We start from the raw sequence: 25,037 nt of genomic DNA, 5'->3' as shown, positions 1-25,037 counted from the left end.
GGGACGCGCGGGGATGGGCGGCGAGGCCCGGCAGGTGGTCCGCGGCCGCCCTCGGGACGCCTCCTTCCCGAAGGTCAGACCGCGGGCACGCGGAGCGCGGCCAGCACCGGCAGGTGATCGGTGGCCGCGCGCAGGTCGGCCTCGGTGACGCCCGGCAGTCCGACCGGCACCCCGCAGCCCAGCACCTCCACGGCCTTCGTCGCGAAGATCGCGTCGATGCGGCGGTCCGGGCCGGTGGCCGGGAAGGTGTGTCCGGTGCCCCAGGGGGCCGCGGTACGGCAGTCCTGGAGCGCCGCGGCCAGTCGGCCGAACGTGGCGCCGTCGGGCCGTTCGTTGATGTCGCCTCCCACGATCGCGTGCTCCACGCCCAGGCCGGCCAGCCGGTCGAGGAGCAGGCCGCCGTGTTCACGGCGCTCGGCCGCCGTCAGCCCGAGATGGCAGCTGACGACGCCCAGCCGCGCGCCCGCGAAGCGGACCACGGCCGTCGCGAGGCCCCGGCGGAACTGGCCTGGGGTGAGCGGCAGCAGCACGTCCTCGGTGCGTTCGACGGTCGCCCGCAGTGAGCACAGGACGGCGGGGCCGGCCGCCGTGCCGCCACCGGTGAGGATCACCTGACCGGAGGCGGCCGCGAGACGGGCGAGTTTCTTGCGCCAGCGGAAGAAGAGCGGTGCTTCCTGGACGAGTACCAGGTCGGGGGCGCAGGCCGTGATGACCCGGGCGAGGGCGTCGGTGTCGTCCCTCAGGGAGCGGACGTTGTAGCTGAGGACCCGGATGACGACCGAACCGTCCGGCTCGGTGCGGGAGTTGGGAAGCGGCGACGTCGGCATGGTGGTCAAGATACGCCGCCTCGTCCCGTACGTCCGGAAAAGGGAACGGGGGCCACGAACAGCCCCCGTGTGGGCGCGGACACGCGATACGACTACATGATCGGGTCGGGCTCCCTCGCCAGGTCCGCCGCGCCGACCAGCCCCGCCTTGTTGCCCAGCTGCGCCGCGATGACGTCGGCCACCGGGCGCCAGTTGCCGCCGACCAGCCAGCGCTTGTACGACTTGCGGATCGGGTCGAGGACCAGGTCGCCCTCGTCCGAGAGGCCGCCGCCGACGATGAACGCGGACGGGTCGAAGAGCGAGGCCAGGTCGGCGAGGCCGGCGCCGGCCCAGCGGGCGAGCTCGCGGTAGGAGTCCACGGCTACCGGGTCGCCCTGCCGGGCGGCCATCGAGATGTGCTTGCCCTCGATGCCGTCGGGGCTGCCGTCGCCGAGCCCGAGCAGCACCTCGGCGCGCTCGGGGGTGGCGTTGGCGCGCTGCTTGGCGTAGCGCACGAGGGCACGGCCGGAGGCGTACTGCTCCCAGCAGCCCTGCGAGCCGCAGCCGCACAGCAGGCCGTCCGGCACCATCCGGATGTGGCCGAACTCGGCGGCCACGCCGAAGTGACCCCGGCGCAGCTTGTTGCCGATGATGATGCCGCCGCCGAGGCCGGTGCCGAGGGTGATGCAGATGACGTTGCGGTGGCCCTTGCCGGCGCCGAACTTGTACTCGCCCCACGCGGCGGCGTTGGCGTCGTTCTCCACGACGACGGGGAGACCCACGCGGGCCTCGACCTTGTCCTTCAGCGGCTCCTGGCGCCAGTCGATGTTGGGCGCGAAGTAGACCGTCGAGCGCTGGCGGTTGACATAGCCGGCCGCGCCGATGCCCACACCGACGATGGCGTGCCCCACGCGCGCGCCGTCGACGGCGGCGGCGATGGCGTCCACGATGCCCTCGGGCGTGCCCGGGGTCGGCACCTGGTGGGTCGAGAGGATGTTGCCTTCCTCGTCGACCACGCCGGCCGCGATCTTCGTGCCGCCGATGTCGACGCCGATGGTGAGTCCCATGAATCCCTCAGTTCCGGTCGAGCCCCGCTACGGTCAACCGTACCCGAGGCCCTGCCGTCGAAGGGTTTCAGTCCAAGTCGATGCGCTGGCCGGGACCGGTGCCGTCGTCGCGCCCCGGGCCGGGCGGCTCGTCCCGCGGGTCGACGGCCCCGGCCGTCCAGCGGCCCTCCTGGGTCTGGACGGCGGAGCGGTAGGCGGCGAGGAGTTCGGTGCCGGCCGCCGCGAGGTGGTCGAAGACGTCCGGGTTGCGCTCGATCACGGGCTCCACGGCGGCCTTGGCCTGCTGGACGACCTGACGGACGGCCTGCTGGGCGGCGGGTCCGGCGACCGCCGTGAGCAGCGGGGACCGGAAGGAGGACAGCTTGTCGCCGACGGCGTCGAGGAGCTTGCGCAGTTCCTCGGCCGCCGAGCCCTGGGGCGGACCGTACTCGGCGCGGCGGCGGGCCTGCTCCGCCGCCAGATCCTCGGCGGCGGCGGTCGCCCAGGCGTCGGCGTCGCTCGCGCGGGGCGGTACGTCGGCGGACTCGGTCCCGGCGGGCTGCCCTGCGGCGTCGGGCGTGGGGCGCTCTTCGCTCATGGCGGACTCCTGACGACTCCTGGTGGACGGCGCCGGTCTGCGGCTCGTCACTCCGACGTTACCCGAACGGCGGTATGCCGTTCACTGTCCGCGCGGCCACAGCCCGGGATCCGGGGCGAACCGCACGCACAGCTCGCCGTCGCGCAGGGCGGCGCCGTCGACCCCGCAGCGGCGCAGCACCGAGGGCAGCGCGACGATGCGACGGAAGGGTCCGGCGCTGACGACGAGTTCGTCGCCGCGCCGGACGAGGTCGAGTTCCTCGCGTATGGCGCCGGGCAACGGGATGTGCCAGACGAGCACGCCGTCCTGGGCGAGCCGGTCGACGACGGGCCACTCGGCCGGGGAGGCCGCCGGGTTGACGGCGGGCACGGCGAGCGCGTCGAGGTCCTCGGCCCCCCGGGGGTCGTGGCCGAGGTGGGCGACGGTCGCGGCGCCGGACCACTCGCCGAGGGCCTTGTGCTGCTGGGCGGCGATCCCGGTGAGCGGTCCGGCGTGCGCCGCTTCCTCGGGCAGCACGCGGTTGGCGACGAGCGACTCGACGGGCAGGGCGCGCAGGGCGAGGCCCAGGCGGGCGTCGCGGACGGCGTCGGCGCCGGCCGGACCGGGTTCGGCGACCAGGCGGACGGCCGTACGGCGGTCGGCGAGGACGGCCTGGACGGCGGCCAGCTCCAGGTCCCAGCGCGCGGTCGTCTCGTACAGCTGCTCGGCGGGCATCGGCACTCCGGCGAGCCGGCCGAGCATGGGACGCAGGGCGCGGGCGGCCTGGCGTTCCGGCGGGAGCAGCCGGCGCAGATAGCGGCGCAGCTCCTCCGGGAGGGCCAGCAGGGCGAGGGCCTGCGGGGCGGGCGGCAGATCGACGACGAGGAGGTCGTGGGCCTCGGCGAGGGCGGCGTCCCGCAGCGCGCGCAGCAGGGCCAGCTCCTCGGCGCCGGGCAGCGGGGTGACCTCCTCGGGGTCGAGCCGGGAGGCGCCGACCAGGTCGAGGAGGGTGGCGGCGCGGTCCTGGAAACCGGTGAGGTCGTCGCGGAAGCCGACGGCCGCGTCGGGACGCCAGGCGGTGAGTCGGGGGGCGACCCGTACGGGCCTCGTCCCGGTCCGTGTCCCGAGCGCCGCGCCGAGGGTGTCGGAGCGGTCGGCGCTCAGGACGAGGGTGCGGATGCCTCCGGCGGCTGCGTGGTGAGCGGTGGCGGCCGCGATCGTCGTACGGCCGCTGCCGCCGGGGCCGGTGATCAGGAGGGTGCGCATGGTGGGGAACGGTACCTGTCGTGACGCCCGGGGGGTTGCGCCCCCGGACGCCGTCCTCGGCCCTTCGGGGGCCTCGTCCTCCACCGCCGGACAGGCTGAAGGTGAACGTGCCCGAAGAAGGAACCGCCTACTTCTCGCCCGACTCCACGCGCTTCTTCAGGCCCGCCAGCGCGCGGTCGATGATGACCTTCTCCGCCTTGCGCTTGATCATGCCCAGCATGGGGATCTTGACGTCCACGGTCAGCCGGTAGGTGACCTGGGTGCCGCCGACGCCGGCCGGCTCGAGGAGGTAGGAACCGTCGAGCTGGCGCAGCATCTGGGACTTCACCAGCGTCCAGGACACCTCGTGCTCGCCGGTCCAGGTGTAGCCGAGGACCTGGTCGTCCTTGATCGCGCCGGCGTCCATGACCAGGCGGACCTGTTCGGCGCGGCCCTGCTCGTCCTTCTTGAGGACCTCGGCCTGCTTCACCTCTCCGGTCCAGTCGGGGTACCTGGCGAAGTCGGCGATCACCGCCATGACGTCGGCCGGTGCCGCCTCGATCGTGATGCTCGAGCTGGTGTGTTCCGCCATCGCCGTGGCTCCTTGGGATCCGGGCCCGTAAAGGTACGTGGGTGCAGCGTGAAGGCTACCGCGCGGTCCGCCGGGCGAGTTCACCACTCCAGCGCCCACGGCTTCCCGCTGCCCGCGAAGTGGCCGACGTTCACGCACTCGGTGGCCCCGATCCGCATGCGGCGGGCGAGCGGCTGGTGGACGTGGCCGAACAGGGAGTAGCGGGGGCGGGTGCGGCGGATCGCGTCGAGCAGGGCGCGGCTGCCCCGCTCGAAGCGGCGGGCCACGGTGTCGTAGACGAGTTCCGGCACCTCCGGCGGGATGTGGGTGCACAGCACGTCCACCTCGCCGACGGCCTCGATCTTGGCGGCGTACTCCTCGTCGCTGATCTCGTAGGGGGTGCGCATCGGCGTCCTCAGGCCGCCGCCCACGAAGCCGAAGACGCGGCCGCCGATCTCCACGCGCTGGCCGTCGAGGACGGTCGTGCCGGGGCCGGCGAACTCGGGCCACAGCTGCGGCATGTCGACGTTGCCGTAGGTGGCGTAGGTCGGGGTCGGGAACGCCGGGAACATCTCCGCGTACTGTCTGCGGACCGCCTTCTCGATCAGCGCGGCCCGGTCGCCGCCGACTCCGGCCCACAGCCGGCCGCCGAGTTCGCGGGCCTCCTCGAAGCGGCGGGCGGTGCGCAGCTCGACGAGGCGGTCGGCGTTCTCCACGCCGAACAGGTCGGGGAAGATCCCGCGGGAGTGGTCGGCGTAGTCCAGGAACAGGACGAGGTCGCCCAGGCAGATCAGCGCGTCCGCACCCTCTCCGGCCCGGGCCAGGTCGCGCGCGTTGCCGTGCACGTCGCTGACCACGTGGATGCGTGTCCGGCGGTTCTCGGGCGGTGTGGATGCCATGTCGATCAAGGGTAGGCGTGTGGGGCATATGTGAACAGTGGCGGCCCGGATACCGGTTACTGGTCAGTCAGTAAAGTGGTGGACTACTGTCGCCCGGAAGACACCAATGCGTGTGACGCGGCGAACATCTCACCGGACCCCCCTGTCGAAGAAGCCATACCGGCGGGTAACGTCCGGGCAGTCCAGTCGTGCTCAGGATTTCAACCACCGAGATTCACCGGATCCACGGGGTCCGCCGAGATTCCTGAGCGCAGCCCGAGCCTTGGACCGCACCGTCGCATCGCACAACGTCGTGGCGCCGGCGCCCTATGAGGAGCAGCAGTCTTGCGCGAGTTCAGCCTTCCGGCTTTGTACGAGGTCCCTGCGGACGGCAATCTGACCGACATCGTCCGCAGAAACGCCGCGCAACATCCCGACGTCGCCGTCATCGCCCGCAAGGCGGCGGGCACGTGGCAGGACGTGACGGCCACGGCCTTCCTCGCCGAGGTGCACGCCGCCGCCAAGGGCCTCATCGCCTCCGGCGTCCAGCCCGGCGACCGGGTCGGCCTGATGTCGCGCACCCGCTACGAGTGGACGCTGCTCGACTTCGCGATCTGGTGCGCGGGCGGGGTCACCGTCCCGGTGTACGAGACCAGCTCCCCGGAGCAGGTTCGGTGGATCCTCTCCGACTCGGGCGCCACCGCCGTGGTCGTCGAACTGGACGCCCATGCGGCGGCCGTGGAGTCGGTGCGCGAGTCGCTGCCGGCGCTGAAGCACGTCTGGCAGATCGAGGGCGGCGGTGTCGAGGAGCTCGGGCGGCTCGGCAGGGACGTCTCCGACGAGGCCGTCGAGGAGCGCAGTTCGCTCGCCAAGGCCGACGACCCGGCGACCATCGTCTACACCTCCGGCACCACCGGCCGTCCCAAGGGCTGCGTGCTCACCCACCGCAGCTTCTTCGCCGAGTGCGGGAACGTCGTGGAGCGACTGCGGCCGCTGTTCCGCACCGGCGAGTGCAGCGTCCTGCTGTTCCTGCCCCTCGCGCACGTCTTCGGCCGGCTGGTGCAGATCGCCCCGATGATGGCGCCGATCAAGCTCGGCACGGTCCCGGACATCAAGAACCTCACCGACGAGCTGGCGTCCTTCCGCCCGACGCTGATCCTGGGCGTGCCGCGGGTCTTCGAGAAGGTCTACAACTCGGCGCGCGCCAAGGCGCAGGCGGACGGCAAGGGCGCGATCTTCGACAAGGCGGCGGACACCGCGATCGCGTACAGCCGGGCGCTGGAGCTGCCGGCCGGGCCGCCGCTGAAGCTGAAGATCAAGCACAAGGTGTTCGACCGGCTGGTCTACAGCAAGCTGCGCGCGGTGCTCGGCGGCAGGGGCGAGTACGCGATCTCCGGCGGCGCCCCGCTGGGCGAGCGCCTCGGTCACTTCTTCCGCGGCATCGGCTTCACCGTCCTGGAAGGGTACGGCCTGACGGAGTCCTGCGCCGCGACCGCCTTCAACCCGTGGGACCGGCAGAAGATCGGCACGGTCGGCCAGCCGCTGCCCGGCTCGGTCGTGCGGATCGCGGACGACGGCGAGGTGCTGCTGCACGGCGAGCACCTGTTCAAGGAGTACTGGAACAACCCGGGCGCCACCGCGGAGGCGCTGGCCGACGGCTGGTTCCACACGGGGGACATCGGCACCCTGGACGAGGACGGCTACCTCGCGATCACCGGCCGCAAGAAGGAGATCATCGTCACCGCGGGCGGCAAGAACGTCGCGCCGGCCGTGATCGAGGACCGGATCCGCGCGCACGCGCTGGTCGCGGAGTGCATGGTGGTGGGCGACGGACGGCCGTTCGTGGGCGCGCTGGTCACCATCGACGAGGAGTTCCTGGGCCGTTGGGCCTCCGATCACGGCAAGCCGGCGGGTTCGACCGCGGCGTCGCTGCGCGACGACGCCGACCTTCAGGCCGCCGTCCAGTCGGCGATCGACGACGGCAACGCCGCGGTCTCGAAAGCGGAATCGGTGCGGAAGTTCCGCATTCTCTCCTCCCAGTTCACGGAGGACTCGGGCCACCTCACGCCGTCGCTGAAGCTCAAGCGCAACGTGGTGGCGAAGGACTACGCGGGCGAGATCGAGGCGATCTACGCCAAGTGATGTGTTCGGCACACCTCCTGACGGGGTGTCATGGCGCGGTGTCCTCCACGAGGACCCGCGCCATCGTGCGTTCGGCGAGCGCGGTGATGGTGACGAACGGGTTCACCCCGATGTTGCCGGGGACCAGTGACCCGTCGGTGACGTACAGCTTCGAGTAGCCCTTCACCCGGCCGTAGTCGTCGGTCGCCTTCCCCAGCACGCAGCCGCCGAGCGGGTGGTAGGTGAAGTCGTCGGCGAAGATCTTGTTGGACGTGCCGAACAGGTCGTAGCGGTAGATCGTGGCGTTCGCCGCGTTGATCCGGTCGAACAGTTTCTTCGCCATGGCCACCGACACCGCGCTCTGCGCCGCGCTCCAGCCGAGCTTGACCCCGCCGGACGCGGCGTCGTACGTGAAGGAGGCCCGCTGCGGGTTCTTGGTGATCGCCAGATAGAGACTGACCCAGTGCTCCAGCCCCGTGGGCAGCGGGGCGATCTCGGCGAAGACGGGGTTGTCGGTGTTCGCCCAGTCGTCGATGCCCATGACCGGCATGGTCGACTGGTTGGCCCCGACGGTGTCCCACAGGTGGTTGGCCCGGCCGAGCATCACGTTGCCGTTGGTTCCCCAGCCCGCCCCGACACTCGCGTTCAGCGCGGGCAGCGTGCCCGTCTCCCGGGCGCGGACGAGGAGTTCGCTGGTGCCGAGGCTGCCGGCGCCGAGGAAGAGGTAGGTGCAGCCGTACTGCCTGGTCTCGACGACCCGGCCCGTGTCGTCGATGCGGTCGGCGGTCAGGACGTACGTCCCGTCGTTCGCCCGGCTGACCGCGCGGACCTTCTCCATGGTGTGGATCGTGACGTTGCCGGTGCCGAGCGCGGCGGCCAGGTACGTCTTGTCGAGGCTGCGCTTGCCGTGGTTGTTGCCGTAGATGACCTCCTGGCCGAGCGCGGACCTGACGGCGGTGCCCGCGGCCTCGCGCTGCATGTAGTCGAAGTCGTAGACGCTGGGCACGAACGTGGTCCTCAGTCCGGCCTTGGCCGCGTGCTTGCGGGAGACCCGGCTGAACCGGTACCACTCCGTCGACTCGAACCACGCGGGGTCCACGGTGTTGACGCCGAGCATGGCGCGGGCGCGCGGGAAGTAGGTCGCGTACATCTCCGCCGCGTCCACGGTGGGGAACTGCTCGGCGAAGTAGGACTGCGGCGGGGTGACCGCCATCGAGCCGTTGACCAGGGAGCCGCCGCCGACCCCCCGGCCCACGAAGACGGACATGTCGTCGAAGTGCACGCGGTCCAGGACGCCGGGGTAGCGGGTGATGTCCCTGTTGACGAGGTCCAGCCACAGGAAGGTGGCGAGCGGCGCCTCGGTGCGGGTGCGGAACCACATGGACCGCTGGTCGGGGGAGGCGGTGTTGCAGAACACCTTGCCGTCGGCGCCGGCCGTGTTCCACAGCCGGCCCATCTCGAGGACGAGGGTGCGGATGCCGGCCTGGCCCAGACGGAGGGCGGCGACGGCGGCGCCGTAGCCGGAGCCGACGATGATCGCGGGGGCGGATTCGACCGCTGCGGGCTCGTCGGCGCGGGCCGACTGCAGGCCCACGCGGGTGAAGCCGAGGGTGGCCGCCGTCTGCAGGGCGGCCATACCAAGGATTTGACGTCTCGTCAGCTGACGCTGCATCAGTTTGGCTGTCATGTGCGCAGCATCAGCGGATTCTCGCCGTCCGGCTAGAGGGGCGGAGGGCAAAGATGGGGCAGGTCGGAAAAAACCGAGCAGACGCGGGCCGAAGGGAACGCTCCGGGACGGGTCCGCAAAGCCGAGCCACCGGGCGGGGCTTCGCGGACGCCTCCTAGGACGGGGCGTCGAGGAGGCTGCGCAGCCTGTCCGCCAAAAGGTCCCAGCGCCACCGCTCCTCCACCCACTGCCGTCCGTGCTCCCCCATCCGGCGGCGCAGTTCGGCGTCCCCGAGCAGGACGACGATCCGTTCGGCGGTCTCGGCCGGCGAGCCGCCGCGCACGACCCAGCCCGTCTCCCCGTCGAGCACGGCGTCGGGCGCACCCCCGGAGTCGCCGGCGACGACGGGCAGTCCGGTCGCCGAGGCCTCCAGGTAGACGATTCCGAGGCCCTCGACGTCGAGGCCGCCCCGCCGTGTCCGGCACGGCATCGCGAAGACGTCCCCGGCGCCGTAGTGGGCGGGCAGCTGGGACCAGGGCACGGCGCCCGTGAAGCGGACCGAGCCCGCGACTCCCCTCTCACGCGCGAGCCGGCGCAGGTGCTTCTCGTACGGGCCGCCCCCGACGATCAGAAGCACCGCGTCCGGCTGGGCGGCCAGGATCCGGGGCATGGCCAGGATCAGCGTGTCCTGGCCCTTGCGCGGCACCAGCCGCGAGACGCACACCACCACCGGTCGGTCGGTCAGCCCGAGCCGCGCACGGACCTCGTCGCCGCCCGAGCCCGGGTGGAAGGTCTTCTCGTCGACGCCCGGCGGCAGCTGCGTCATCCGCCCGGCCGCCTCGGCGCTCAGCGCCGTCGCGATCCGTGAGCGGGTGTACTCGCCCAGGTAGGTGATCGTGTCCGTGCTCTCGCCGATGCGGCCGAGCAACTGCCGGGCGGCCGGCAACTGCGCCCACCCGGCCTCGTGCCCATGGGTGGTGGCCACCAGCCGCCGGGCGCCCGCCCGGCGCAGCGCCGGCGCCATCATCCCGAGCGGCGCCGCCGCCCCGAACCACACCGAGGTGCAGCCGTGCTCCCGCAGCAGCCCGGCCGCGCGCCGGGTCGCTCCGGGTGTCGGCAGCAGCATCGTCGTGGAGTCCCGGACGACGGTGAAGGGCTGCTCGGCGTCGAACGCGGCCGTCGCCTCGACGCACTCGCGTGAGCGCTTCCAGGTGGACGCGTAGACGACCAGGCGGTCGGGATCCAGGCGGAGCGCCATGTTGTGCAGGAACGCCTGGATGCCGCCCGGACGGGGCGGGAAGTCGTTCGTTACGATCAGGGTCTTGTGCATCGCAGCCGACCCTATCCACACGCTGTTCATCGCCGCGTCCGGCCGCGCTTCACAGCCCGCGGGGGGATCATGCCGCTCACGGGCACCCGAGCGGACTGGCGAACAGGAAACGGACGGCCCCCGGTGCAGACGACGGACGCGGGACGGCCCTTGACGGGCCTGTTGACGACCTGGGGCGTGACCCGGAGCGTCCTGCTGCTCTTCGTCTTCAAGGTGCTCACGTTCCCGGGCCCGGACGTCACCAGCGACGTCTGGGCCACCTACCACGGCTGGTACGAGGTGCTCGGCGGCGGCGCGTTCCCGGCGGCCGACGTCACCTGGCAGTACCCGCCCGCCGCCGCCCTCGCGATCCTCTCCCCGGGTCTGCTGCCGTTCCTCGACTACGCGTCGGCGTTCTTCGTGCTGGCCTTCCTCGCCGACCTCGCCGTCCTCGTGCTCCTCCTGCACACGGGCCTGCGCCCCGGCCGGTCGCTGCGCGGCGCCTGGATGTGGACGACGGGGGCCGCGCTGCTCGGCCCCACCCTGTACGCCCGTTACGACGTGATGGTGACGGCGGTCGCGGTCGGCGCGCTGGTCGCGGGCGTGCGGCATCCCCGGGTGATGGGCACGCTGACGGGCTTCGCGGCGCTGCTGAAGGTGTGGCCGGTGCTGCTGCTGGCGGGCGCCGCGCGCAGGCGGGCCTGGGGCGCGGCGGCGGTGACGGCCGTCGCGCTGTCCGGTGTGTTCGCGCTGGCCATGCCCGGCGCTTTCGCCTTCCTCTCGTCCCAGCGCGACCGGGGCACCGAGGTGGAGTCCGTGGGCGCCCTCGCCCTCCATGTCGCGCGGCAGTTCGGCTGGCGGGGCGAGGTGCTGTTCCGCTACGGCTCCCTGGAGTTCACCGGCCCGTACGTGGACGTGGTCAACGACGTGGCGCTCGGACTCACGGCGCTCGCGTTCGGCTGGCTGTTGCTGTGGCGGCTGACCGCGCGGCGCCTTCGGCCGCACACGCTCCCCGAGGCCGCCTTCACGGCGGTGCTGCTGTTCACCGTCACCAGCCGGGTGATCAGTCCGCAGTACCTGGTGTGGCTGATCGGCCTCGCGGCGGTCTGTCTGTGCTTCCGCGACAGCCGGATGACCCTGCCGGCCGCCCTGGTCCTGGTCGCCTCGCCGGTGACGGTGCTCGAGTTCCCGGTCTGGTTCGCGGACGTCGTCGCGAGCAGCCCCCTCGGCGTCGGTCTGATGCTCCTGCGCAACGGGCTGCTGGTGGCCGCCGCCCTCATCGCCGCCGTACGACTGTGGCGCTCGACGGCGAGGACGCCCGGTCCCGCCGCCCCGTCCGGTCGGCGGGCCCGCGACGGCGAGCGCGCCGTGTCCCCTCTGACCGGCCCCGATCCTGCCGGCCCGCGGCCCGACCCGGACCTCCGGGCGGCCCCGGGTGATGCCGCAGGGCCGCAGTGAACCCTGCCCCGACGCAGGTTCAGCCGAGCTGCGACTTCAGGTAGGCCTGCCAGTCCGCCGTGAACTCGGCCAGGGTGACCCCGAGCACGCCGCGCAGCGCGCCCTCCACCGCCCCCGGCCGCTTCCCGTGCTCCCCCACCGCCCGGTAGAAGGCGTCCAGTCTCACCTCGCCCCACCGTTCGGCGACCATGCGGCAGGCCAGCCAGCCGCCCTCGTAGGCGGTGGAGAGCCGGTCGGTGTCGCCGGAGAAGCCGAAGTCGGCGTCGGCGGGCAGCGCCGCCGGCACGTTCCCCTCGGTGACGGCGCGCTGGAGTTCCGGCGCGGCCTCGGCGGGCGAGCGGCCGGTGTCGCGGTAGCCGACCCAGTCGGCGTATCCCTCGGACAGCCACAGCGGGGTGGCGGCGTTGGTGTGGGCGCGGGTCGCGACGTGCGTCGTCTCGTGGGTGAGGACCACCTGCCGGCCGACCCGGCCGAGCATGGCGTACGCGTCGGGGTTGACGATGACCCGGTCCGCGGGCGCCCTGGCCCCGCCGCCCGTCTCGCCGGTCGTGACCGCGGCTATCCCCCGGTAGGAGGAGGGCGGCGAGCCTAGCAGCGCCGCCATGCCGTCCAGCGACTTCGGCACCAGGACGACGACGTGCCCGGCCCAGTCGGTGCCCCACGCCGCCGAGACCGCCGGGACCGCGTCGTCGGCGAGGCCGGCGAAGGCCCGCAACCGCTCGTCGGTCTGACCGACCCCCAGCACCAGGCTGTGGGCGCCCCGCACGACGTGCACCTCGCCCTGGTCCCAGAGCTGCTGGGGCGCCTTCCCGGCGGGCTTCTCCGAGGCCACCGACCACCGCCCGGAGCCGTCGCGGGCCAGACGCAGGCTGCGGCCCACGGTCACCGGCGCCCTGTCGTAGCCCGCCACCCGGTAGCTCAGCTCGGCCTCGGCGGTGGCCGCGTCCCCGGTGCGGTGCACCGCAGTCACCCGGTACGACCAGGCCGCCAGCGGCACGGCCCGCAGCGCGGCGTACCCGGTCGCGGTGCCGGTGGCCGCGTAGGCGCGCACGTCGTGGCCGAGGACCGCGGCGGCCCGCCGGTCGAGGACCCGCTGGACGTCGGCCCGCGCAACGTCCGGCCCGGCACGCCCGCCGCAGGCGACCAACCCGACGAGCAGCGGGGCCAGCAGCAGACAGAGCCCGCGCACCCCGGTGCCGCGCACCCGCCTTCGTCCGGCCATTCTCCCGATCGTACGGCGGCAGCGGCGCGCGGGACCCGGTCAGGGCCTGGTGACGGACGACACCGGCAGCATCCCGACCGGGTCGTAGCGCACCGGCGCGCCCGGGTAGGGGGCGTGGATGACCTGCCCGTTGCCGACGTACATGCCGACATGGCTGGCGTCCAAGCGGTAGGTGACGAGGTCGCCGGGCCGTGCCTGGGAGAGCGGCACCCGCCGTCCGGCGTGCGCCTGGGCCTGCGAGGTGCGCGGCAGCGAGACCCCGGCCTGCGCGTACGACCACTGCATGAGGCCCGAGCAGTCGAAGCCTGAGGGGCCGTTGGCGCCCCAGACGTACGGCTTGCCGAGCGCGGAGCGGGCGGCGGCCACGGCGGCGCCCGCCCGGCCCGGCACCCGGACGTCGCCGGTGAGGCCGGGCAGGCCGTCGCGGCCGGACCTCGAGGCCCGGTCGTAGGCGGCGCGTTCACCGGAGGGCAGCGAGTCGAGCAGCTGCCGGGCCCGGGCGAGCTTCTGCTCCACGGTCCGCTTGTGGCGGGCGACGGCCCCCCGGCTCTTCTCCCACTCGGCGAGCTTGCGGGCGGCCTCGGAGCGCTCCTGGGTGAGCTCGCGCAGCGCGTTCTGCAGGGTGCGCATCTCGGTGGCCTGGTGGGCGGTGACGCGGTCGAGGACGGACGCCTCGGCGAGGTATTCCTCGGGGTCGGCGGAGAACAGCAGCGCCAGCGAGGGGTCGAGTCCGCCGGAGCGGTACTGGGCGCCGGCCACCGAACCGAGCCGCTCCCGCATGCCGTTGACACGCTCCTGCTGTCGCGCGATGTGGTCCTGGGCCCGGCCGACCTGTTCGCGCAGGGTGTCGGCGTGCTCGTCGGCCTTGTTGTAGGCCTCGGTGGCCTTCTCGGACTCCGCGTAGAGACGGTCCACCTCGGCACGGGTGCCGTCGTGCGGCGCGGCCGCGGCCGGTACGGCTGAGACGGCGCCGAGTGCGGCGGCCGCGACGGACAGCACGCTCAGGGCGCCGCAGGCGCCCCGGTCGAACCCGGACTGTGCAAGGCGACGATGGGACCCCACGGGAAGCCGCGCTCCTTCCACCGGCGGACAGGGAAACGCGGCAGACAGTAGCCCCGCGACAGGGGGTCGGCCAAAGACCTCGGTGGGCACGCACAGTGACGCCCCGCCGCTGACGCAGGTCACCGGCGGGGCGTGGGGTCACTTGTCGTCGTCACGATTCGCCCGTTCGGGCGGCGTGGTGTCCTGATCTTGAGGACGATCAGATCCGGACGCCGAACTGGAACGGCATGTTGTTGATCGACTCGTAGCGCACGACGGTGCCGGTGCGCGGGGCGTGCAGCACCTGGCCGTTGCCCGCGTACAGGCCGACGTGGTGCTGGTCGCCGTAGAAGATGACCAGGTCGCCGACCTTGAGGCCGGACTGGCTGTAGATGCGCGTCCCGTCGTTGGCCTGGGCCTGCGAGGTGCGCGAGATGTGGACGCCGGCCTGGGCGTAGGCCCAGGACGTCAGACCCGAGCAGTCGTACGTGGCGGTGCCGGTGGCGCCGTACTCGTACGGCTTGCCGAGCTGGGTCTGGGCGGCCTGGAAGGCGGCCATGGCCCGGCCGGAGCCGGCCGGGGCGTCGCCGAGGTCGACCCGCTCGCCGGCGTCGCGGCTGGCGCGGGCGTCGGCGGCGGAGAGCGCGGCCTTCTCCTTGGCGGTCAGCGAGTTGAGGAGCTTCTGCGCCTCGGCCAGCTTCGCCTGGACTTCCTTCTTTTTCTTGCCCAGCTCGGTGCGGGTGGTGGCGAGGTCCTTGAGCTTGGAGGACGCCTCGCTGCGCTCCTGCGCGAGCTCGCGCTGCTTCTCCTGGATCTTCTTCAGCGCCTCGACCTGATGGCCGCTGAGCTGGTCGGCGGCGGACGCCTTGTCCAGGTAGTCGTCCGGGTTCGAGGAGAGGAGCAGCTGCAGGGACGGGTCGATGGAGCCGGTGCGGTACTGGGCCGCGGCCGCCAGACCCATGGAGTCGCGCAGCTCGTTGAGGTCGGCCTGACCGCGGGCGACGTTGTCCTGGATGGTGGAGATCTCCTTCTGGAACTTCTCCTGCTTCTCCTTGGCCCCGTTGAACTTCTCGGTGGCCTGCTCCGCCTCTTCGTAGAGCTTGTCGACCTTGCTCTTGACCTCGTCCTTGCTGAGCTTCTCACTCGGCGCCGCGTTGGCGGCCTGTGAGCTCAGCACGACGGCAGCGGCGGCTGCGGTGGTCAGCACGGTCACGCGTGCGCGACTCGGCTGCTTCGGTCGACGATGGGACGCCACGGAGACGGGCTCCTTCTTTTGAGTGATCACCCGTTTGGAGGTTCGATCACCAGACCTTAGTGACCTGGCCGTGATCAGTTCAAATCCCCCGGCGGAAAAAACCCATCACGCAACGCAGTTTTTTCACACAACTCACGTGCAGTGATGGACCCATTGACGCTATGTTGCGTGATGATTCCGCCAATTCGGTCATTGAGTCCGCAATTTCGACCTTCAGGACAGTCGCTTCAGAAGTACCGCGGAAGCCACCGGTCGGGCACCCGCCTTCGCGATCCCGTCGGCCACCTCGCGGTCGGTCGAGGCGACGATGACCGGCCGGCCGGGCGGCTCGGCCCGCACCAGCTGCCGGATCAGCTCGTCGGCCGTGACGCCCGGCTTGGAGAACAGCACCCGCACCCCGCGCGGCGGCGCGAGCAGCACCGGAGCGACGAGTTCGGCGCCGTCGAAGACACAGGTGACCTCGGCGCCGGTCTGCGCGGCGAGTTGCGAGAGCTGCCCCAGGAGCCGCAGCCGCTGCTTCTCCAACGGCATCTGCGGATAGCCGGTCTTGGTGACGTTGTAGCCGTCGACGACGAGATGCGCCTGCGGCAGCGCGAGCAACTGGTCGAGAATGGCCGGATCGTGCTCCGACAGGGCACGCGCGGCGATGTCCTTCGGGGTCATTCGTCCCGGTTCGACCGCGTCGACGGTCTCCGCCGGACGCACCGACACCGGCGGCAGCGCCAGCTCACGCCGCAGTCCCTGGGCCGCGTCGAGCACCGTGTCCAGCAGCAGCCGCACCCGCATGTCCTCGACGCTGCGCCCCTCGCGGGCCGCGCGCCGGGCGGCCTCCAGAGCGGCCTCAGTCTCACCCAGACGCGCCTTCAGCCGCCGTGACTCGCTCTCCGCGGCGGACACCTGGGTATGCCCCTCGGCGCGCACGGTCTCCATCTCGCCCTGCACCTTGCGCAGGGCGGCTTCTCCGCGCTTGACGTCGCTGAGGGCCGACCGCAGCTTGCGGTGCAGCGACTCCGTCTCCTTCTTCGCCGCGTCCAACTCGGCGCGCAGCCGCTCGGTGTCCGACCGGATCTGCTCACGCGCCCGCTCGAGCTCCTCACGCAGCCGCTCCAGTTCGGCGCGGCTCTCCTCGTCGGCCCGCTCGGCGTCGGCCCGCTGGGCCTCCTCGCCGGCCGACGTCACCAGCTTCACCCAGCCGACGGGCCGCAGAACGTAGGCCGCGGCCGCCACGTCGAGCGGGTCCGCGGCCGGGGTGGGCGAGCCGGAGTCGAGAGCGCCGGACAGTTCCGGCTGGGCCTCTCTGAGCTTCTCGGCGATGCGCTGCCTGAAGAGTGGATCGGTCTCCAGCGCGGCCGCCATCGCGTTGCCCGCGAACTTGGCACGCCGGTTGGGCGCGAAACGGGCGTACTGGCGCAACTGGGCGGGCAGTTCGCCGACGGTCAGTCCGCCGAAGCCGTCGGAGACGATCGTGACGACCCTGCGCCGCACGCCGTCCGGCAGCGGACGGTCGAGCATCTCGGCGGCGCCGTCGCCCGGCCCCCCGCCTGCGCTCTCCACCATCCGTCACACCCCAATACTGTGCGGGCCCTCCCCCGCTCTCGACCTCGCTCGAGCGGGGGGCGCCGTCGTCAGGAACCGGCGCCCGGCCGATCCACGAGTTCCACCTGGTCCACGGCATTGCACCAGCGACACCGCACCGACTCGATGGTCTCACTGACCACCTCGCGCTCCTCGACCTTCGGCTCGCCCGCGAGGTCCAGGTGCACGTACTCGACGACCTTCGACGAGCGCGTCACGTCGAACCGCGTGAGGTTGCCGCAGAGAGTGCAGCGCCACCGCGTGGCGGCGGTCGGCAGGGGAACCGTCATCGTGACTTTCCACTTCCTTCTGGTGTCGTGCTCGCTGTGCCGGGTCGGGCCGGAGGCTCCCCCGTGCGTGTGGCTCGTAACCCTACGGCCTGGCGGGTACCCGCCGCCCGTCCGTCCACGGCGGCCGCCCGGCGGCGAGGCGCTCCGGGTGCGTGCGTCCCGTTACGTCATGCTCTGTACCCATGATCAGCAACTGGAACGGGAACCGGACGCCCGGCAGAGCGATCCGGGCCCCCGCGGCGCCGGTGACCTACGGACTGATCGTCCTGTGCTGCCTGATCTTCCTGATCGGCCCCGCCTCGGGCCTCGATCCGGCGTACGGGACCGGTGACGAGCTGCTGGCCGCGCAACGGGCCTATTTCCGGCGCTGGGGCGTGGTGCCCGCCGAGCTCTTCGAGGGCGCGCCCCGGGCCGTCCTCACACCCGCGACCGCCCTCTTCGTCCACGGCAGCTGGGTGCACCTGCTGGGCAACATGCTCTTCCTCTACGTCTTCGGGGCGATGACCGAGGACCGGATGGGCCGCGTCGAGTTCACACTCTTCACCGTCGGCTGCGGCTACCTGGCCCTGCTGGGCTACGCCGCCGCGAACGCCGGGTCGTCGCAGTCCCTGGTCGGCGCCTCCGGGGGGATCTCCGCGGTGCTCGGCGCGTTCCTGTACCTGTTCCCCCGGGCGCGGGTCACCAGTCTTCTTCCCTTCCTGTTCTTCCTGCCGCTGCGATTCCCGGCGTGGGTCGTGCTGCCCTTCTGGGCGGCCCTGCAGTGGGCGGCGGCGGGACAGGCGTCCCAGGGCCCGGGGGTGGCCTACCTGGCGCACCTGATGGGCTTTGGCCTCGGGCTCGTCTACGCGTGGGCCCGTTTCGGGAACAGGAAGGGTCCGACCGGACGCCCGGGAAGGGCGGCGGCGGGCGACGGGCGGGCGGCTAGAGTGAAGGCCGCCCCAGCTCCGGCCTCCGAGGGAGAGAACCAGCCGTGATCACCGCGATCGTCCTCATCAAGACCAGCGTGGACCGGATCCCCGAGATCGCCGAGCGGATCGCCTCGCTGGAGTCCGTGAGCGAGGTCTTCTCCGTGACGGGGACCTACGACCTCATCGCGATGGTCCGCGTGAAGCAGCACGAGGACCTCGCCGAGGTCATCCCGGGCAGCATCAGCAAGATCCCCGGGGTCGAGGGGACGGACACCCACGTCGCGTTCCGCACCTACTCGCAGCACGACCTCGAGGCCGCGTTCGCCATCGGCCTGGACTCGTAGGGGGCGGGCTCGGTGGGGCGGGGCGGGAGCTGTCCAGCTCCCCGCGCCCCCGAGAGGGCGTCCCCGACCCGGGCCGCGCAGGTGCCGTCTCCCCCAGTGCACGGGTGCGGGGCATCCGCGAGCCCCGTACGAGTGCGGTTCCGGTGAGGCCGGGCGCGCCGTTCCCCGCGCCCCTGAGGCAGTGGCGGCGGCCCCGGGTGCGCGGGGCCGTCGTCCGCAGGGGGGTCAGTCCACTGCCGGGACGCAGCGGCCGTCCTCCGTGCGGTACCGCCACTTCGCCCCCTCGGTCACCAGCTCGCGGACCGCGGTCACGAAGCGCTCGACGTGCTCGTCGGGGGTGCCCGCGCCGAAGCTCACCCGGATGGCGTTGAGGGACTTCTCACCCGGGGCGGCCTCCGGAGCCCCGCACTCGCCCTGCGCCTCGGGAGCGCCGCCCAGGAGGGTGCGGACCAGGGGGTGGGCGCAGAAGAGGCCGTCGCGGACGCCGATGCCGTACTCGGCGGACAGGGCCGCGGCGAAGTGGGAGCTGTTCCAGCCCTCGACGACGAAGGAGATCACGCCGACGCGCGGGGCGTCGTCGCCGAAGAGCGACAGGATCCGGACCTCCGGGACCTCCGCGAGCCCGGTGCGCACCCTCGCGATCAGGTGCTGCTCGCGTGCGACCAGGGCGTCGAAGCCGGCCTCGGTGAGGGCCTTGCAGGCGGACGCGATGGAGTAGGCGCCGATCACGTTCGGAGAGCCGGCCTCGTGGCGGGCCTCGTTCTCGTGCCACTCCACGTCCACTCCCCCGTCCTCGCGCCGGGCGACCTTGCGGCTGGCGCCGCCGCCAGCGAGGTACGGGTCCGCCGCGACCAGCCAGTCCGCGCGGCCGGCCAGCACGCCGGAGCCGAAGGGGGCGTACAGCTTGTGGCCGGAGAAGGCGATCCAGTCGACGTCGAGGCCCTGCACCGACACCGGGTGGTGCGGGGCCAGCTGGGCGGCGTCCAGGACGATCCGGGCGCCGTGGGCGTGCGCCGCCGCCGCCAGCTCGCGCACCGGCCACAGCTCGCCGGTGACGTTCGAGGCGCCGGTGACGCAGACCAGCGCCGGGCCGTGCGGGTCCCGGGCGGCGAGGGCCCGCTCCAGGGTCTGCACGGCCCGGCCCGGGGTGCGCGGGGCGTCGAGACAGGTGACCCGGGCGTCCTGCCACGGCAGCAGGGACGCGTGGTGCTCGGTCTCGAAGACGAAGACCTGGCAGCCGGCGGGCAGGGCGCGTGCCAGCAGGTTGAGGGAGTCCGTCGTCGAGCGGGTGAAGACCAGCTGGTCGTCGGGGCGGCAGCCGAGGAACTCCGCGACGGTCCTGCGGGCGTTCTCGAAGAGGTCCGTGGAGAGCTGGGAGAGGTAGCCGGCGCCGCGGTGCACGCTGCCGTAGTACGGGGCGTAGGCGGCGACGTCGTCCCAGACGCGCTGGAGGGCGGGGGCGCTGGCGGCGTAGTCGAGGGCCGCGTAGGCGACCTCGCCGCCGGTGACGAGCGGGACGGTGACATTCCTGCCCAGAACGTCCAGCGGGGCACAAACGGGGCGGGCGACGGCAGCGGTGGAGACGGACATGGCGAACTCCCGTGAGAGGAAAGGGGGAACCGCCGTGCGAGCGGCGCGGCTCGAGCACGGGGAAGGGTGGGAAAGGGTGTGCGGAGGCGGGGCTCGACGCCCTAGCGCATTCGCTTGCTCACAGGAGACTCCCTCGAACGACCCAGGACCCCTGGCGTTCTCACTCGAAAGAGTGCGAGGGATCCGCGCTTGCCGTGGACCTCGTTGCCCACAGCCTGGTCTTCACCCGGGGCACCCCGCCACGGACGGAGGGTTGCCGGACAGTCGGCCGGGGCCTCATGACTGTCACTCATGACCTGATACAGGAACCTACGCGAGCCGATCACGGTCCCGCAACCCGTGTCCGGATGGCGGGACCGCGTCTCACGGACGTCAGGCGTTGCTGGCGGCCACCCAGCGCTCCAGGGCCCGCTTGGCCGCCCCGGAGTCGAGCGACTCCGCCGCCCGTGCCATGCCGGCCCGGATCTCCTCGGCCAGCGTCCCGCCGCCCGGCTCGAGCGCCACGAGCGCCGCCGCCGAGTTCAGCACCACGGCGTCGCGCACCGGGCCGCGCTCGCCCTCCAGCAGACGGCGGGCGACCTCCGCGTTGTACGAGGGGTCCCCGCCGCGCAGGGCCTCCACCGGGACCAGGTCGAGGCCGACGTCGCGCGGGTCGAAGGTCTCCTCGGTGACCTTGCCGTCGCGCACCACCCAGACCCGGGAGGTGGCCGTCGTGGTCAGCTCGTCGAGGCCGTCGTCGCCCCGGAAGACCAGGGAGGAGTTGCCGCGTTCGGCGAAGACGCCCGCGACGACCGGTGCCATGAGCGGATCGGCGACGCCGACGGCCTGCGCCCGCACCTTGGCGGGGTTGGTCAGCGGGCCGAGGATGTTGAACACCGTGCGGATGCCCAACTGGCCGCGCGCGGCGCCGACATGACGCAGCGCCGGATGGAACTTGATCGCGAAGCAGAAGGTGATCCCGGCCTCCTGCGCGACCTCGGCCACCCGGCGCGGGGTCAGCTCCAGGTTGACGCCGAGCTTCTCCAGGACGTCCGAGGCACCGGACGCGGAGGACGCGGCCCGGTTGCCGTGCTTGACGACCGTGGCGCCCGCGCCGGCCACGACGATCGCCGACATCGTGGAGATGTTGACCGTCTTCGCGCCGTCGCCGCCCGTGCCGACGATGTCGACGGTCGGTCCCGGCACCTCGATCAGGTTGGCGTGCTCGTACATCGCCCGGACCAGGCCGTTGATCTCCTCGACGGTCTCGCCCTTGGCCCGCAGCGCCACCACGAACCCGGCGATCTGCGCGTCGGTCGCCTCGCCGCGCATGATCCGGTCCAGCGCCCAGAACGTGGCGTCCGCGCCCTGGTCGCGGCCGTACAGCAGACCGTTCAGCACCTCGGGCCAGGAACGGCCCGCCGCGGTGTCGCCTCCAGCGGGGGTCACAGCGCTCATCAGCCGCTCCTGGGTGTCGTACGGATCTTCCGTGGGTTGCCGTGGAAGACGTGTGTGCCCACCCTATCCAGCCGACGGGCACGGCAAAGGGCCCCGTCCGACAACCGGACGGGGCCCTTTCACCGCGGCGTGGCGACGCCTCAGCGATCAGTGGTGGCCGTGGCCGCTCGTGATCTCCTTGTACTCCTCGACGGTGGGCTTCGGGATCTGCTGGTCCTCGCCGAAGTACGCTCCGCTGATCTTGGCGCGGAGCTTCTCCTTGCCCGTCACCTTGCGCTCGACGCCGTTGTCGTCGACCGTGGCGCCGATCGCGGCCGGCTCGTACTGCTCGTGCGCCGTGAGCGTGTGCAGCTGATCCTGGCTGAGCGGCTCGTGGATCTCGATGAACTCACCGTGCGGGAGGCGCTTGATGGTGCCGGTCTCCCGGCCGTGCAGCACCTTGTCCTTGTCGCGGCGCTGCAGACCGAGGCAGATCCGCTTGGTGAGGATGTACGCGATGACCGGTCCGACGAAGAAGAAGATCCGGACGAACCAGGTGATCGCGTTGATCGACAGGTGGAAGTGGGTGGCCCACAGGTCGTTGCCACCGCCGACCAGCGTGATCATGTACATCGTGACCCAGGCGACGCCGAGTGCCGTACGGGTCGGCGCGTTGCGCGGGCGGTCCAGGATGTGGTGCTCGCGCTTGTCGCCGGTGATCCAGGACTCGATGAACGGGTAGAGCGCCAGCGCCGCGAGGACGACGCCGAACAGGACCAGCGGGATGAACACGCCCAGGACGAGCGTGTGACCCCAGAGGTTGATCTCCCAGCCCGGCATGAAGCGGATCAGACCCTCGGCGAAGCCCATGTACCAGTCGGGCTGGGCGCCGGTCGACACCTGGTCCGGACGGTAGGGGCCCATCGCCCAGATCGGGTTGATCTGCGCGATGGCCGCGATGACCGCGATGACGCCGAAGACCAGGAAGAAGAAGCCTCCGGCCTTGGCCATGTACACGGGCAGCAGCGGCATGCCGACGACGTTCTTGTTGCTCTTCCCGGGGCCCGCGAACTGCGTGTGCTTGTGGTAGAAGACCAGGATCAGGTGGCCCACCATGAGGCCCAGCATGATGCCGGGCAGCAGCAGGATGTGGATGGAGTAGAACCGCGCCACGAAGTCGTGGCCGGGGAACTCGCCGCCGAAGAGGAAGAACGAGATGTACGTGCCGACGACCGGCATCGACAGGATGGCGCCCTGGGTGAAGCGCACACCGGTGCCGGAGAGCAGGTCGTCCGGGAGCGAGTAACCGGTGAAACCGGTGAACATGCCGAGGACGAACAGCAGGAAGCCGAACAGCCAGTTGACCTCACGCGGCTTGCGGAACGCACCCGTGAAGAACACGCGCATCATGTGCACGAACATGCCGGCGAGGAAGATCAGCGCCGCCCAGTGGTGGATCTGCCGGATGAGCAGACCGCCGCGCACGTCGAAGGAGATGTGCAGGGTCGAGCTGAACGCCTCGGACATCAGCTGTCCCTGGAGCGGGACGTAGCTGCCGTGGTACTCCACCTCGTTCATCGACGGGTGGAAGAACAGCGTCAGGTACACACCCGTCAGGATGATGATGATGAAGCTGTACATGCACACTTCGCCCAGCATGAACGACCAGTGGTCGGGGAAGATCTTGCGCATGTTGGCCTTGGCGAGGGAGTAGATCCCCAGCCGGCCGTCGGCCCAGTCGGCGATCCGCTCGCCGGCCGGAGCCTTCCCGCGTGCGCGGGACTCGTTGCTCTCGTGGTTCTCTGTGGTGCTCATCCGCGCTCCCAGAAAGCAGGACCGACGGGCTCCTCGAAGTCGCCGCGCGCCTCGAGGTAGCCCTCGTCGTTCACGCCGATGCGCAGCTGCGGCAGGGCGTGACCGGCGGGACCGAAGATCACTCGGGCGCCGTCGGAGAGGTCGAAGGTGGACTGGTGGCAGGGGCACAGCACGTGGTGCGTCTGCTGCTCGTACAGGGAGATCGGGCAACCGACGTGGGTGCAGATCTTCGAGTACGCCACGATGCCGTCGTGCGACCACTCGAGCTCGCGCTTGTCCTTGATGTTCTCCGGCTGGAGCCGGACGATCATCAGGGCCGCCTTGGCGATCTCGTTCTGGAAGTCCTCGTCGTGCTCCTCCAGGCCCTCGGGCTTGGCGAAGGTGAGAGAACCGACGGCCACGTCCGAGGGACGCAGCGGCTCGTTCGTGTTCATGTTGACGAGCAGCTTGCCCTTGGCCCACAGCGTGTGCCGCAGCTTGTCCTCGGGCAGCGGGCCGAGGTCGCGCAGCAGCACGACGCCGGAGAGCGGCACCAGGGCGACCGCGCCGAACAGCGTGTTGCGGATCAGCTTGCGGCGGCCGAACGCGGACTCCTTGGCGCCCTGCCGGAAGTCCGCGTGGACCTTGGCGCGGACCTCGGGGCTCGCGGCGATCGGGTGACGCTCGTCGGCGACCTCGACGTCCGACATCAGGGTGCGGGCCCAGTGGACCGCGCCGGCGCCGATGGTGAACAGCGCCGTGCCCAGCGTCAGACCCAGCGCGAAGTTCAGCGCGCTGAGGTGGCCGATCGGGAACACGAAGATCGACTTGTCGGCCGGGATCGCCACGTACGCGGCGATGAAGCCGACCGTGGCGAGCATCGACAGCGTGAACAGGAAGGCGACCGCACGCTCGGACCGCTTGGCGGCCCGCTCGTCGATGTCCTGGACGCGGTGCTCGTGGGGCGGCAGACCGGGGTCGGCGAACGGGTTCTGCTCGTCCGCGACGTCCACCGCGCCGTGCGCGTGGCCCTGCTCTACGGGCAGGTTCTCTTCTGGAATGTCTTGGCTACTCATGACTTCTTGGCCTTTGCGGTCCGAGCGGCGACCCAGACGGCGACCGCGATCAGGGCGCCGAGTCCGAAGATCCAGGCGAACAGACCCTCGCTGACCGGCCCGAGGCCGCCCAGCTCCAGACCACCGGGGTTGTCGGTGTCGCTGCTGTTGACCGCGTGCAGGTACGCGATGATGTCCTTCTTGTTCTGCTCCGACAGGGTGGTGTCGGGGAAGGAGGGCATGTTCTGCGGGCCGGTCTGCATGGCCTCGTAGACGTGCTTCGGGTCCACGTCCTCGAGGGTCGGAGCGAACTTGCCCTTCGTCAGGGCGCCGCCCTTTCCGGTGAAGTTGTGGCACTGCGCGCAGTTGGTGCGGAACAGGTCGCCGCCCTTGGCGATGTCCGCGCCCTCCGGGCCGTACTCGGCCTCGGTCGGGACGGTCGGGCCGGAGCCCAGCGAGGCGATGAACGCGGCGAGCTGGTCGATCTCCGCCTGCGAGTAGATGTTCTTCTTCTTCACCACCTGCGGGCCCTGGGAGGTCGCCGCCGGCATGCGGCCGGTGCCGACCTGGAAGTCGACGGCCGCGGCGCCCACGCCGACCAGGCTCGGACCGTCGGAGCTGCCCTGACCGCCGGTGCCGTGGCAGCTGGCGCAGCCGACGGCATAGAGCTTCTTGCCCTCGTCGATGGCGAGGGACTGGGCGGTGTCGTCTGCCTGCGCCTTGCTCGCGGGCGCGAGCGCGGAGAACAGCCACCCTGTGCACGCCAGCGATAGGACTAGGACGACGAGCGCCGCCAGCGGATGGCGTCGTCGTGCGGAGAGCTTTTTCACGGATTACCCCGGTGTCAGGATCTTCTGCGTCGATGCTTGT

22 protein-coding genes and 1 riboswitch are annotated in these 25,037 nt (G+C 71.7%); of the genes, 4 read left to right on the top strand and 18 right to left on the bottom strand.

The genetic code is table 11. From position 1 onward, the window contains the following. Positions 1 to 74: 74 nt before the first annotated feature. From C6376_RS18445 to C6376_RS18420, 6 genes are all read right to left on the bottom strand, one after another. On the bottom strand, positions 75 to 827 hold the full coding sequence (locus tag C6376_RS18445) for an endonuclease/exonuclease/phosphatase family protein (protein ID WP_173985674.1): 753 nt from the start codon (positions 825 to 827) through the stop codon (positions 75 to 77). Positions 828 to 919: 92 nt separating this feature from the next. Continuing rightward, entirely contained in the window at positions 920 to 1,873 is a 954-nt protein-coding gene (locus tag C6376_RS18440; protein ID WP_107444422.1) for an ROK family glucokinase, read from the bottom strand. A gap of 67 nt (positions 1,874 to 1,940) precedes the next feature. Then, the gene (locus C6376_RS18435) at positions 1,941 to 2,450 is read right to left on the bottom strand and encodes a DUF5304 domain-containing protein (RefSeq protein ID WP_107444421.1); all 510 of its coding nucleotides are present in this window, start codon (positions 2,448 to 2,450) and stop codon (positions 1,941 to 1,943) included. Between the two features lie 81 nt (positions 2,451 to 2,531). Next, a complete protein-coding gene (locus tag C6376_RS18430) occupies positions 2,532 to 3,695 on the bottom strand; it encodes an ArsA family ATPase (protein ID WP_107444420.1) in 1,164 nt (387 codons plus the stop codon). A gap of 127 nt (positions 3,696 to 3,822) precedes the next feature. Next, positions 3,823 to 4,266 (bottom strand): SRPBCC family protein, encoded by a 444-nt coding sequence (locus C6376_RS18425; RefSeq protein WP_107444419.1) that lies wholly within the window; start codon positions 4,264 to 4,266, stop codon positions 3,823 to 3,825. An 80-nt stretch (positions 4,267 to 4,346) separates the two neighbouring features. After that, complete coding sequence (locus C6376_RS18420; protein WP_173985900.1) at positions 4,347 to 5,102, bottom strand: metallophosphoesterase; 756 nt, start codon at positions 5,100 to 5,102, stop codon at positions 4,347 to 4,349. 366 nt (positions 5,103 to 5,468) lie between these two features. On the opposite strand from C6376_RS18420, the gene C6376_RS18415 reads away from it, so the two are divergent. Further along, positions 5,469 to 7,265 carry a long-chain fatty acid--CoA ligase gene (locus C6376_RS18415; protein WP_107444417.1) on the top strand — a complete coding sequence of 599 codons (1,797 nt, stop codon included), beginning with the start codon at positions 5,469 to 5,471 and terminating at the stop codon, positions 7,263 to 7,265. A gap of 28 nt (positions 7,266 to 7,293) precedes the next feature. Here the strand turns inward: C6376_RS18415 and C6376_RS18410 are convergent, their stop codons facing one another. Together C6376_RS18410 and C6376_RS18405 are read right to left on the bottom strand one after the other, a co-directional pair. Then, entirely contained in the window at positions 7,294 to 8,880 is a 1,587-nt protein-coding gene (locus tag C6376_RS18410; RefSeq protein WP_107444416.1) for a GMC oxidoreductase, read from the bottom strand. Positions 8,881 to 9,085: 205 nt separating this feature from the next. Beyond that, on the bottom strand, positions 9,086 to 10,240 hold the full coding sequence (locus C6376_RS18405) for a glycosyltransferase family 4 protein (RefSeq protein ID WP_107444415.1): 1,155 nt from the start codon (positions 10,238 to 10,240) through the stop codon (positions 9,086 to 9,088). A gap of 123 nt (positions 10,241 to 10,363) precedes the next feature. Between C6376_RS18405 and C6376_RS18400 the strand changes: the two genes are divergently transcribed. Further along, positions 10,364 to 11,677: a glycosyltransferase 87 family protein gene (locus C6376_RS18400; RefSeq protein ID WP_107444414.1), complete on the top strand. Its 1,314-nt coding sequence runs from the start codon at positions 10,364 to 10,366 to the stop codon at positions 11,675 to 11,677. A 19-nt stretch (positions 11,678 to 11,696) separates the two neighbouring features. Here C6376_RS18400 and C6376_RS18395 read toward each other — a convergent pair whose 3' ends face one another. The 5 genes from C6376_RS18395 to C6376_RS18375 form a co-directional block, all read right to left on the bottom strand. Beyond that, on the bottom strand, positions 11,697 to 12,899 hold the full coding sequence (locus C6376_RS18395; RefSeq protein ID WP_107444413.1) for a hypothetical protein: 1,203 nt from the start codon (positions 12,897 to 12,899) through the stop codon (positions 11,697 to 11,699). A gap of 39 nt (positions 12,900 to 12,938) precedes the next feature. Continuing rightward, positions 12,939 to 13,961, bottom strand: coding sequence for an NlpC/P60 family protein (locus C6376_RS18390; protein WP_107444412.1), 1,023 nt, complete (start codon positions 13,959 to 13,961; stop codon positions 12,939 to 12,941). A 199-nt stretch (positions 13,962 to 14,160) separates the two neighbouring features. Then, positions 14,161 to 15,195, bottom strand: coding sequence for a C40 family peptidase (locus C6376_RS18385; RefSeq protein WP_107444411.1), 1,035 nt, complete (start codon positions 15,193 to 15,195; stop codon positions 14,161 to 14,163). Between the two features lie 213 nt (positions 15,196 to 15,408). Further along, positions 15,409 to 16,752, bottom strand: a complete 1,344-nt coding sequence (locus C6376_RS18380) for an NYN domain-containing protein (protein WP_107444410.1) — start codon at positions 16,750 to 16,752, stop codon at positions 15,409 to 15,411. Positions 16,753 to 16,820: 68 nt separating this feature from the next. Beyond that, positions 16,821 to 17,060, bottom strand: coding sequence for a hypothetical protein (locus C6376_RS18375; RefSeq protein WP_020129990.1), 240 nt, complete (start codon positions 17,058 to 17,060; stop codon positions 16,821 to 16,823). Positions 17,061 to 17,242: 182 nt separating this feature from the next. Between C6376_RS18375 and C6376_RS18370 the strand changes: the two genes are divergently transcribed. Next, complete coding sequence (locus tag C6376_RS18370) at positions 17,243 to 18,034, top strand: rhomboid family intramembrane serine protease (RefSeq protein WP_107444409.1); 792 nt, start codon at positions 17,243 to 17,245, stop codon at positions 18,032 to 18,034. Further along, positions 18,031 to 18,312: an Lrp/AsnC family transcriptional regulator gene (locus tag C6376_RS18365; RefSeq protein ID WP_057579946.1), complete on the top strand. Its 282-nt coding sequence runs from the start codon at positions 18,031 to 18,033 to the stop codon at positions 18,310 to 18,312. Before C6376_RS18370 ends, C6376_RS18365 begins: the two co-directional genes overlap by 4 nt. Before the next feature lie 225 nt (positions 18,313 to 18,537). Here C6376_RS18365 and C6376_RS18360 read toward each other — a convergent pair whose 3' ends face one another. From C6376_RS18360 to C6376_RS18340, 5 genes are all read right to left on the bottom strand, one after another. Beyond that, entirely contained in the window at positions 18,538 to 19,902 is a 1,365-nt protein-coding gene (locus C6376_RS18360) for an aminotransferase class V-fold PLP-dependent enzyme (RefSeq protein WP_107444408.1), read from the bottom strand. A 180-nt stretch (positions 19,903 to 20,082) separates the two neighbouring features. Beyond that, a riboswitch (SAM riboswitch) is annotated at positions 20,083 to 20,199 on the bottom strand. 75 nt (positions 20,200 to 20,274) lie between these two features. After that, positions 20,275 to 21,339, bottom strand: a complete 1,065-nt coding sequence (trpD, locus tag C6376_RS18355; protein ID WP_057579943.1) for an anthranilate phosphoribosyltransferase — start codon at positions 21,337 to 21,339, stop codon at positions 20,275 to 20,277. A 147-nt stretch (positions 21,340 to 21,486) separates the two neighbouring features. Then, positions 21,487 to 23,133 carry a cytochrome bc complex cytochrome b subunit gene (locus tag C6376_RS18350; protein ID WP_107444407.1) on the bottom strand — a complete coding sequence of 549 codons (1,647 nt, stop codon included), beginning with the start codon at positions 23,131 to 23,133 and terminating at the stop codon, positions 21,487 to 21,489. Beyond that, positions 23,130 to 24,188, bottom strand: a complete 1,059-nt coding sequence (locus tag C6376_RS18345; RefSeq protein WP_107444406.1) for a ubiquinol-cytochrome c reductase iron-sulfur subunit — start codon at positions 24,186 to 24,188, stop codon at positions 23,130 to 23,132. Before C6376_RS18345 ends, C6376_RS18350 begins: the two co-directional genes overlap by 4 nt. Next, positions 24,185 to 24,997 carry a c-type cytochrome gene (locus C6376_RS18340; RefSeq protein ID WP_107444405.1) on the bottom strand — a complete coding sequence of 271 codons (813 nt, stop codon included), beginning with the start codon at positions 24,995 to 24,997 and terminating at the stop codon, positions 24,185 to 24,187. Before C6376_RS18340 ends, C6376_RS18345 begins: the two co-directional genes overlap by 4 nt. Positions 24,998 to 25,037: the final 40 nt, after the last annotated feature.

It is taken from the genome of Streptomyces sp. P3, assembly GCF_003032475.1.
Taxonomy (GTDB): domain Bacteria; phylum Actinomycetota; class Actinomycetes; order Streptomycetales; family Streptomycetaceae; genus Streptomyces.
This window is presented reverse-complemented; position numbering and strand designations above follow the sequence as displayed.

Excerpts from the sequence above, each read along its gene's own strand:
- trpD (WP_057579943.1), bottom strand. The coding sequence starts at position 21,339 with ATGAGCGCTGTGACCCCCGCTGGAGGCGACACCGCGGCGGGCCGTTCC.
- C6376_RS18345 (WP_107444406.1), bottom strand. The coding sequence starts at position 24,188 with ATGAGTAGCCAAGACATTCCAGAAGAGAACCTGCCCGTAGAGCAGGGC.
- C6376_RS18375 (WP_020129990.1), bottom strand. The coding sequence starts at position 17,060 with ATGACGGTTCCCCTGCCGACCGCCGCCACGCGGTGGCGCTGCACTCTC.
- C6376_RS18435 (WP_107444421.1), bottom strand. The coding sequence starts at position 2,450 with ATGAGCGAAGAGCGCCCCACGCCCGACGCCGCAGGGCAGCCCGCCGGG.
- C6376_RS18445 (WP_173985674.1), bottom strand. The coding sequence starts at position 827 with ATGCCGACGTCGCCGCTTCCCAACTCCCGCACCGAGCCGGACGGTTCG.
- C6376_RS18395 (WP_107444413.1), bottom strand. The coding sequence starts at position 12,899 with ATGGCCGGACGAAGGCGGGTGCGCGGCACCGGGGTGCGCGGGCTCTGT.
- C6376_RS18405 (WP_107444415.1), bottom strand. The coding sequence starts at position 10,240 with ATGCACAAGACCCTGATCGTAACGAACGACTTCCCGCCCCGTCCGGGC.
- C6376_RS18370 (WP_107444409.1), top strand. The coding sequence starts at position 17,243 with ATGATCAGCAACTGGAACGGGAACCGGACGCCCGGCAGAGCGATCCGG.
- C6376_RS18430 (WP_107444420.1), bottom strand. The coding sequence starts at position 3,695 with ATGCGCACCCTCCTGATCACCGGCCCCGGCGGCAGCGGCCGTACGACG.
- C6376_RS18360 (WP_107444408.1), bottom strand. The coding sequence starts at position 19,902 with ATGTCCGTCTCCACCGCTGCCGTCGCCCGCCCCGTTTGTGCCCCGCTG.
- C6376_RS18380 (WP_107444410.1), bottom strand. The coding sequence starts at position 16,752 with ATGGTGGAGAGCGCAGGCGGGGGGCCGGGCGACGGCGCCGCCGAGATG.
- C6376_RS18425 (WP_107444419.1), bottom strand. The coding sequence starts at position 4,266 with ATGGCGGAACACACCAGCTCGAGCATCACGATCGAGGCGGCACCGGCC.
- C6376_RS18440 (WP_107444422.1), bottom strand. The coding sequence starts at position 1,873 with ATGGGACTCACCATCGGCGTCGACATCGGCGGCACGAAGATCGCGGCC.
- C6376_RS18350 (WP_107444407.1), bottom strand. The coding sequence starts at position 23,133 with ATGAGCACCACAGAGAACCACGAGAGCAACGAGTCCCGCGCACGCGGG.
- C6376_RS18410 (WP_107444416.1), bottom strand. The coding sequence starts at position 8,880 with ATGGCCGCCCTGCAGACGGCGGCCACCCTCGGCTTCACCCGCGTGGGC.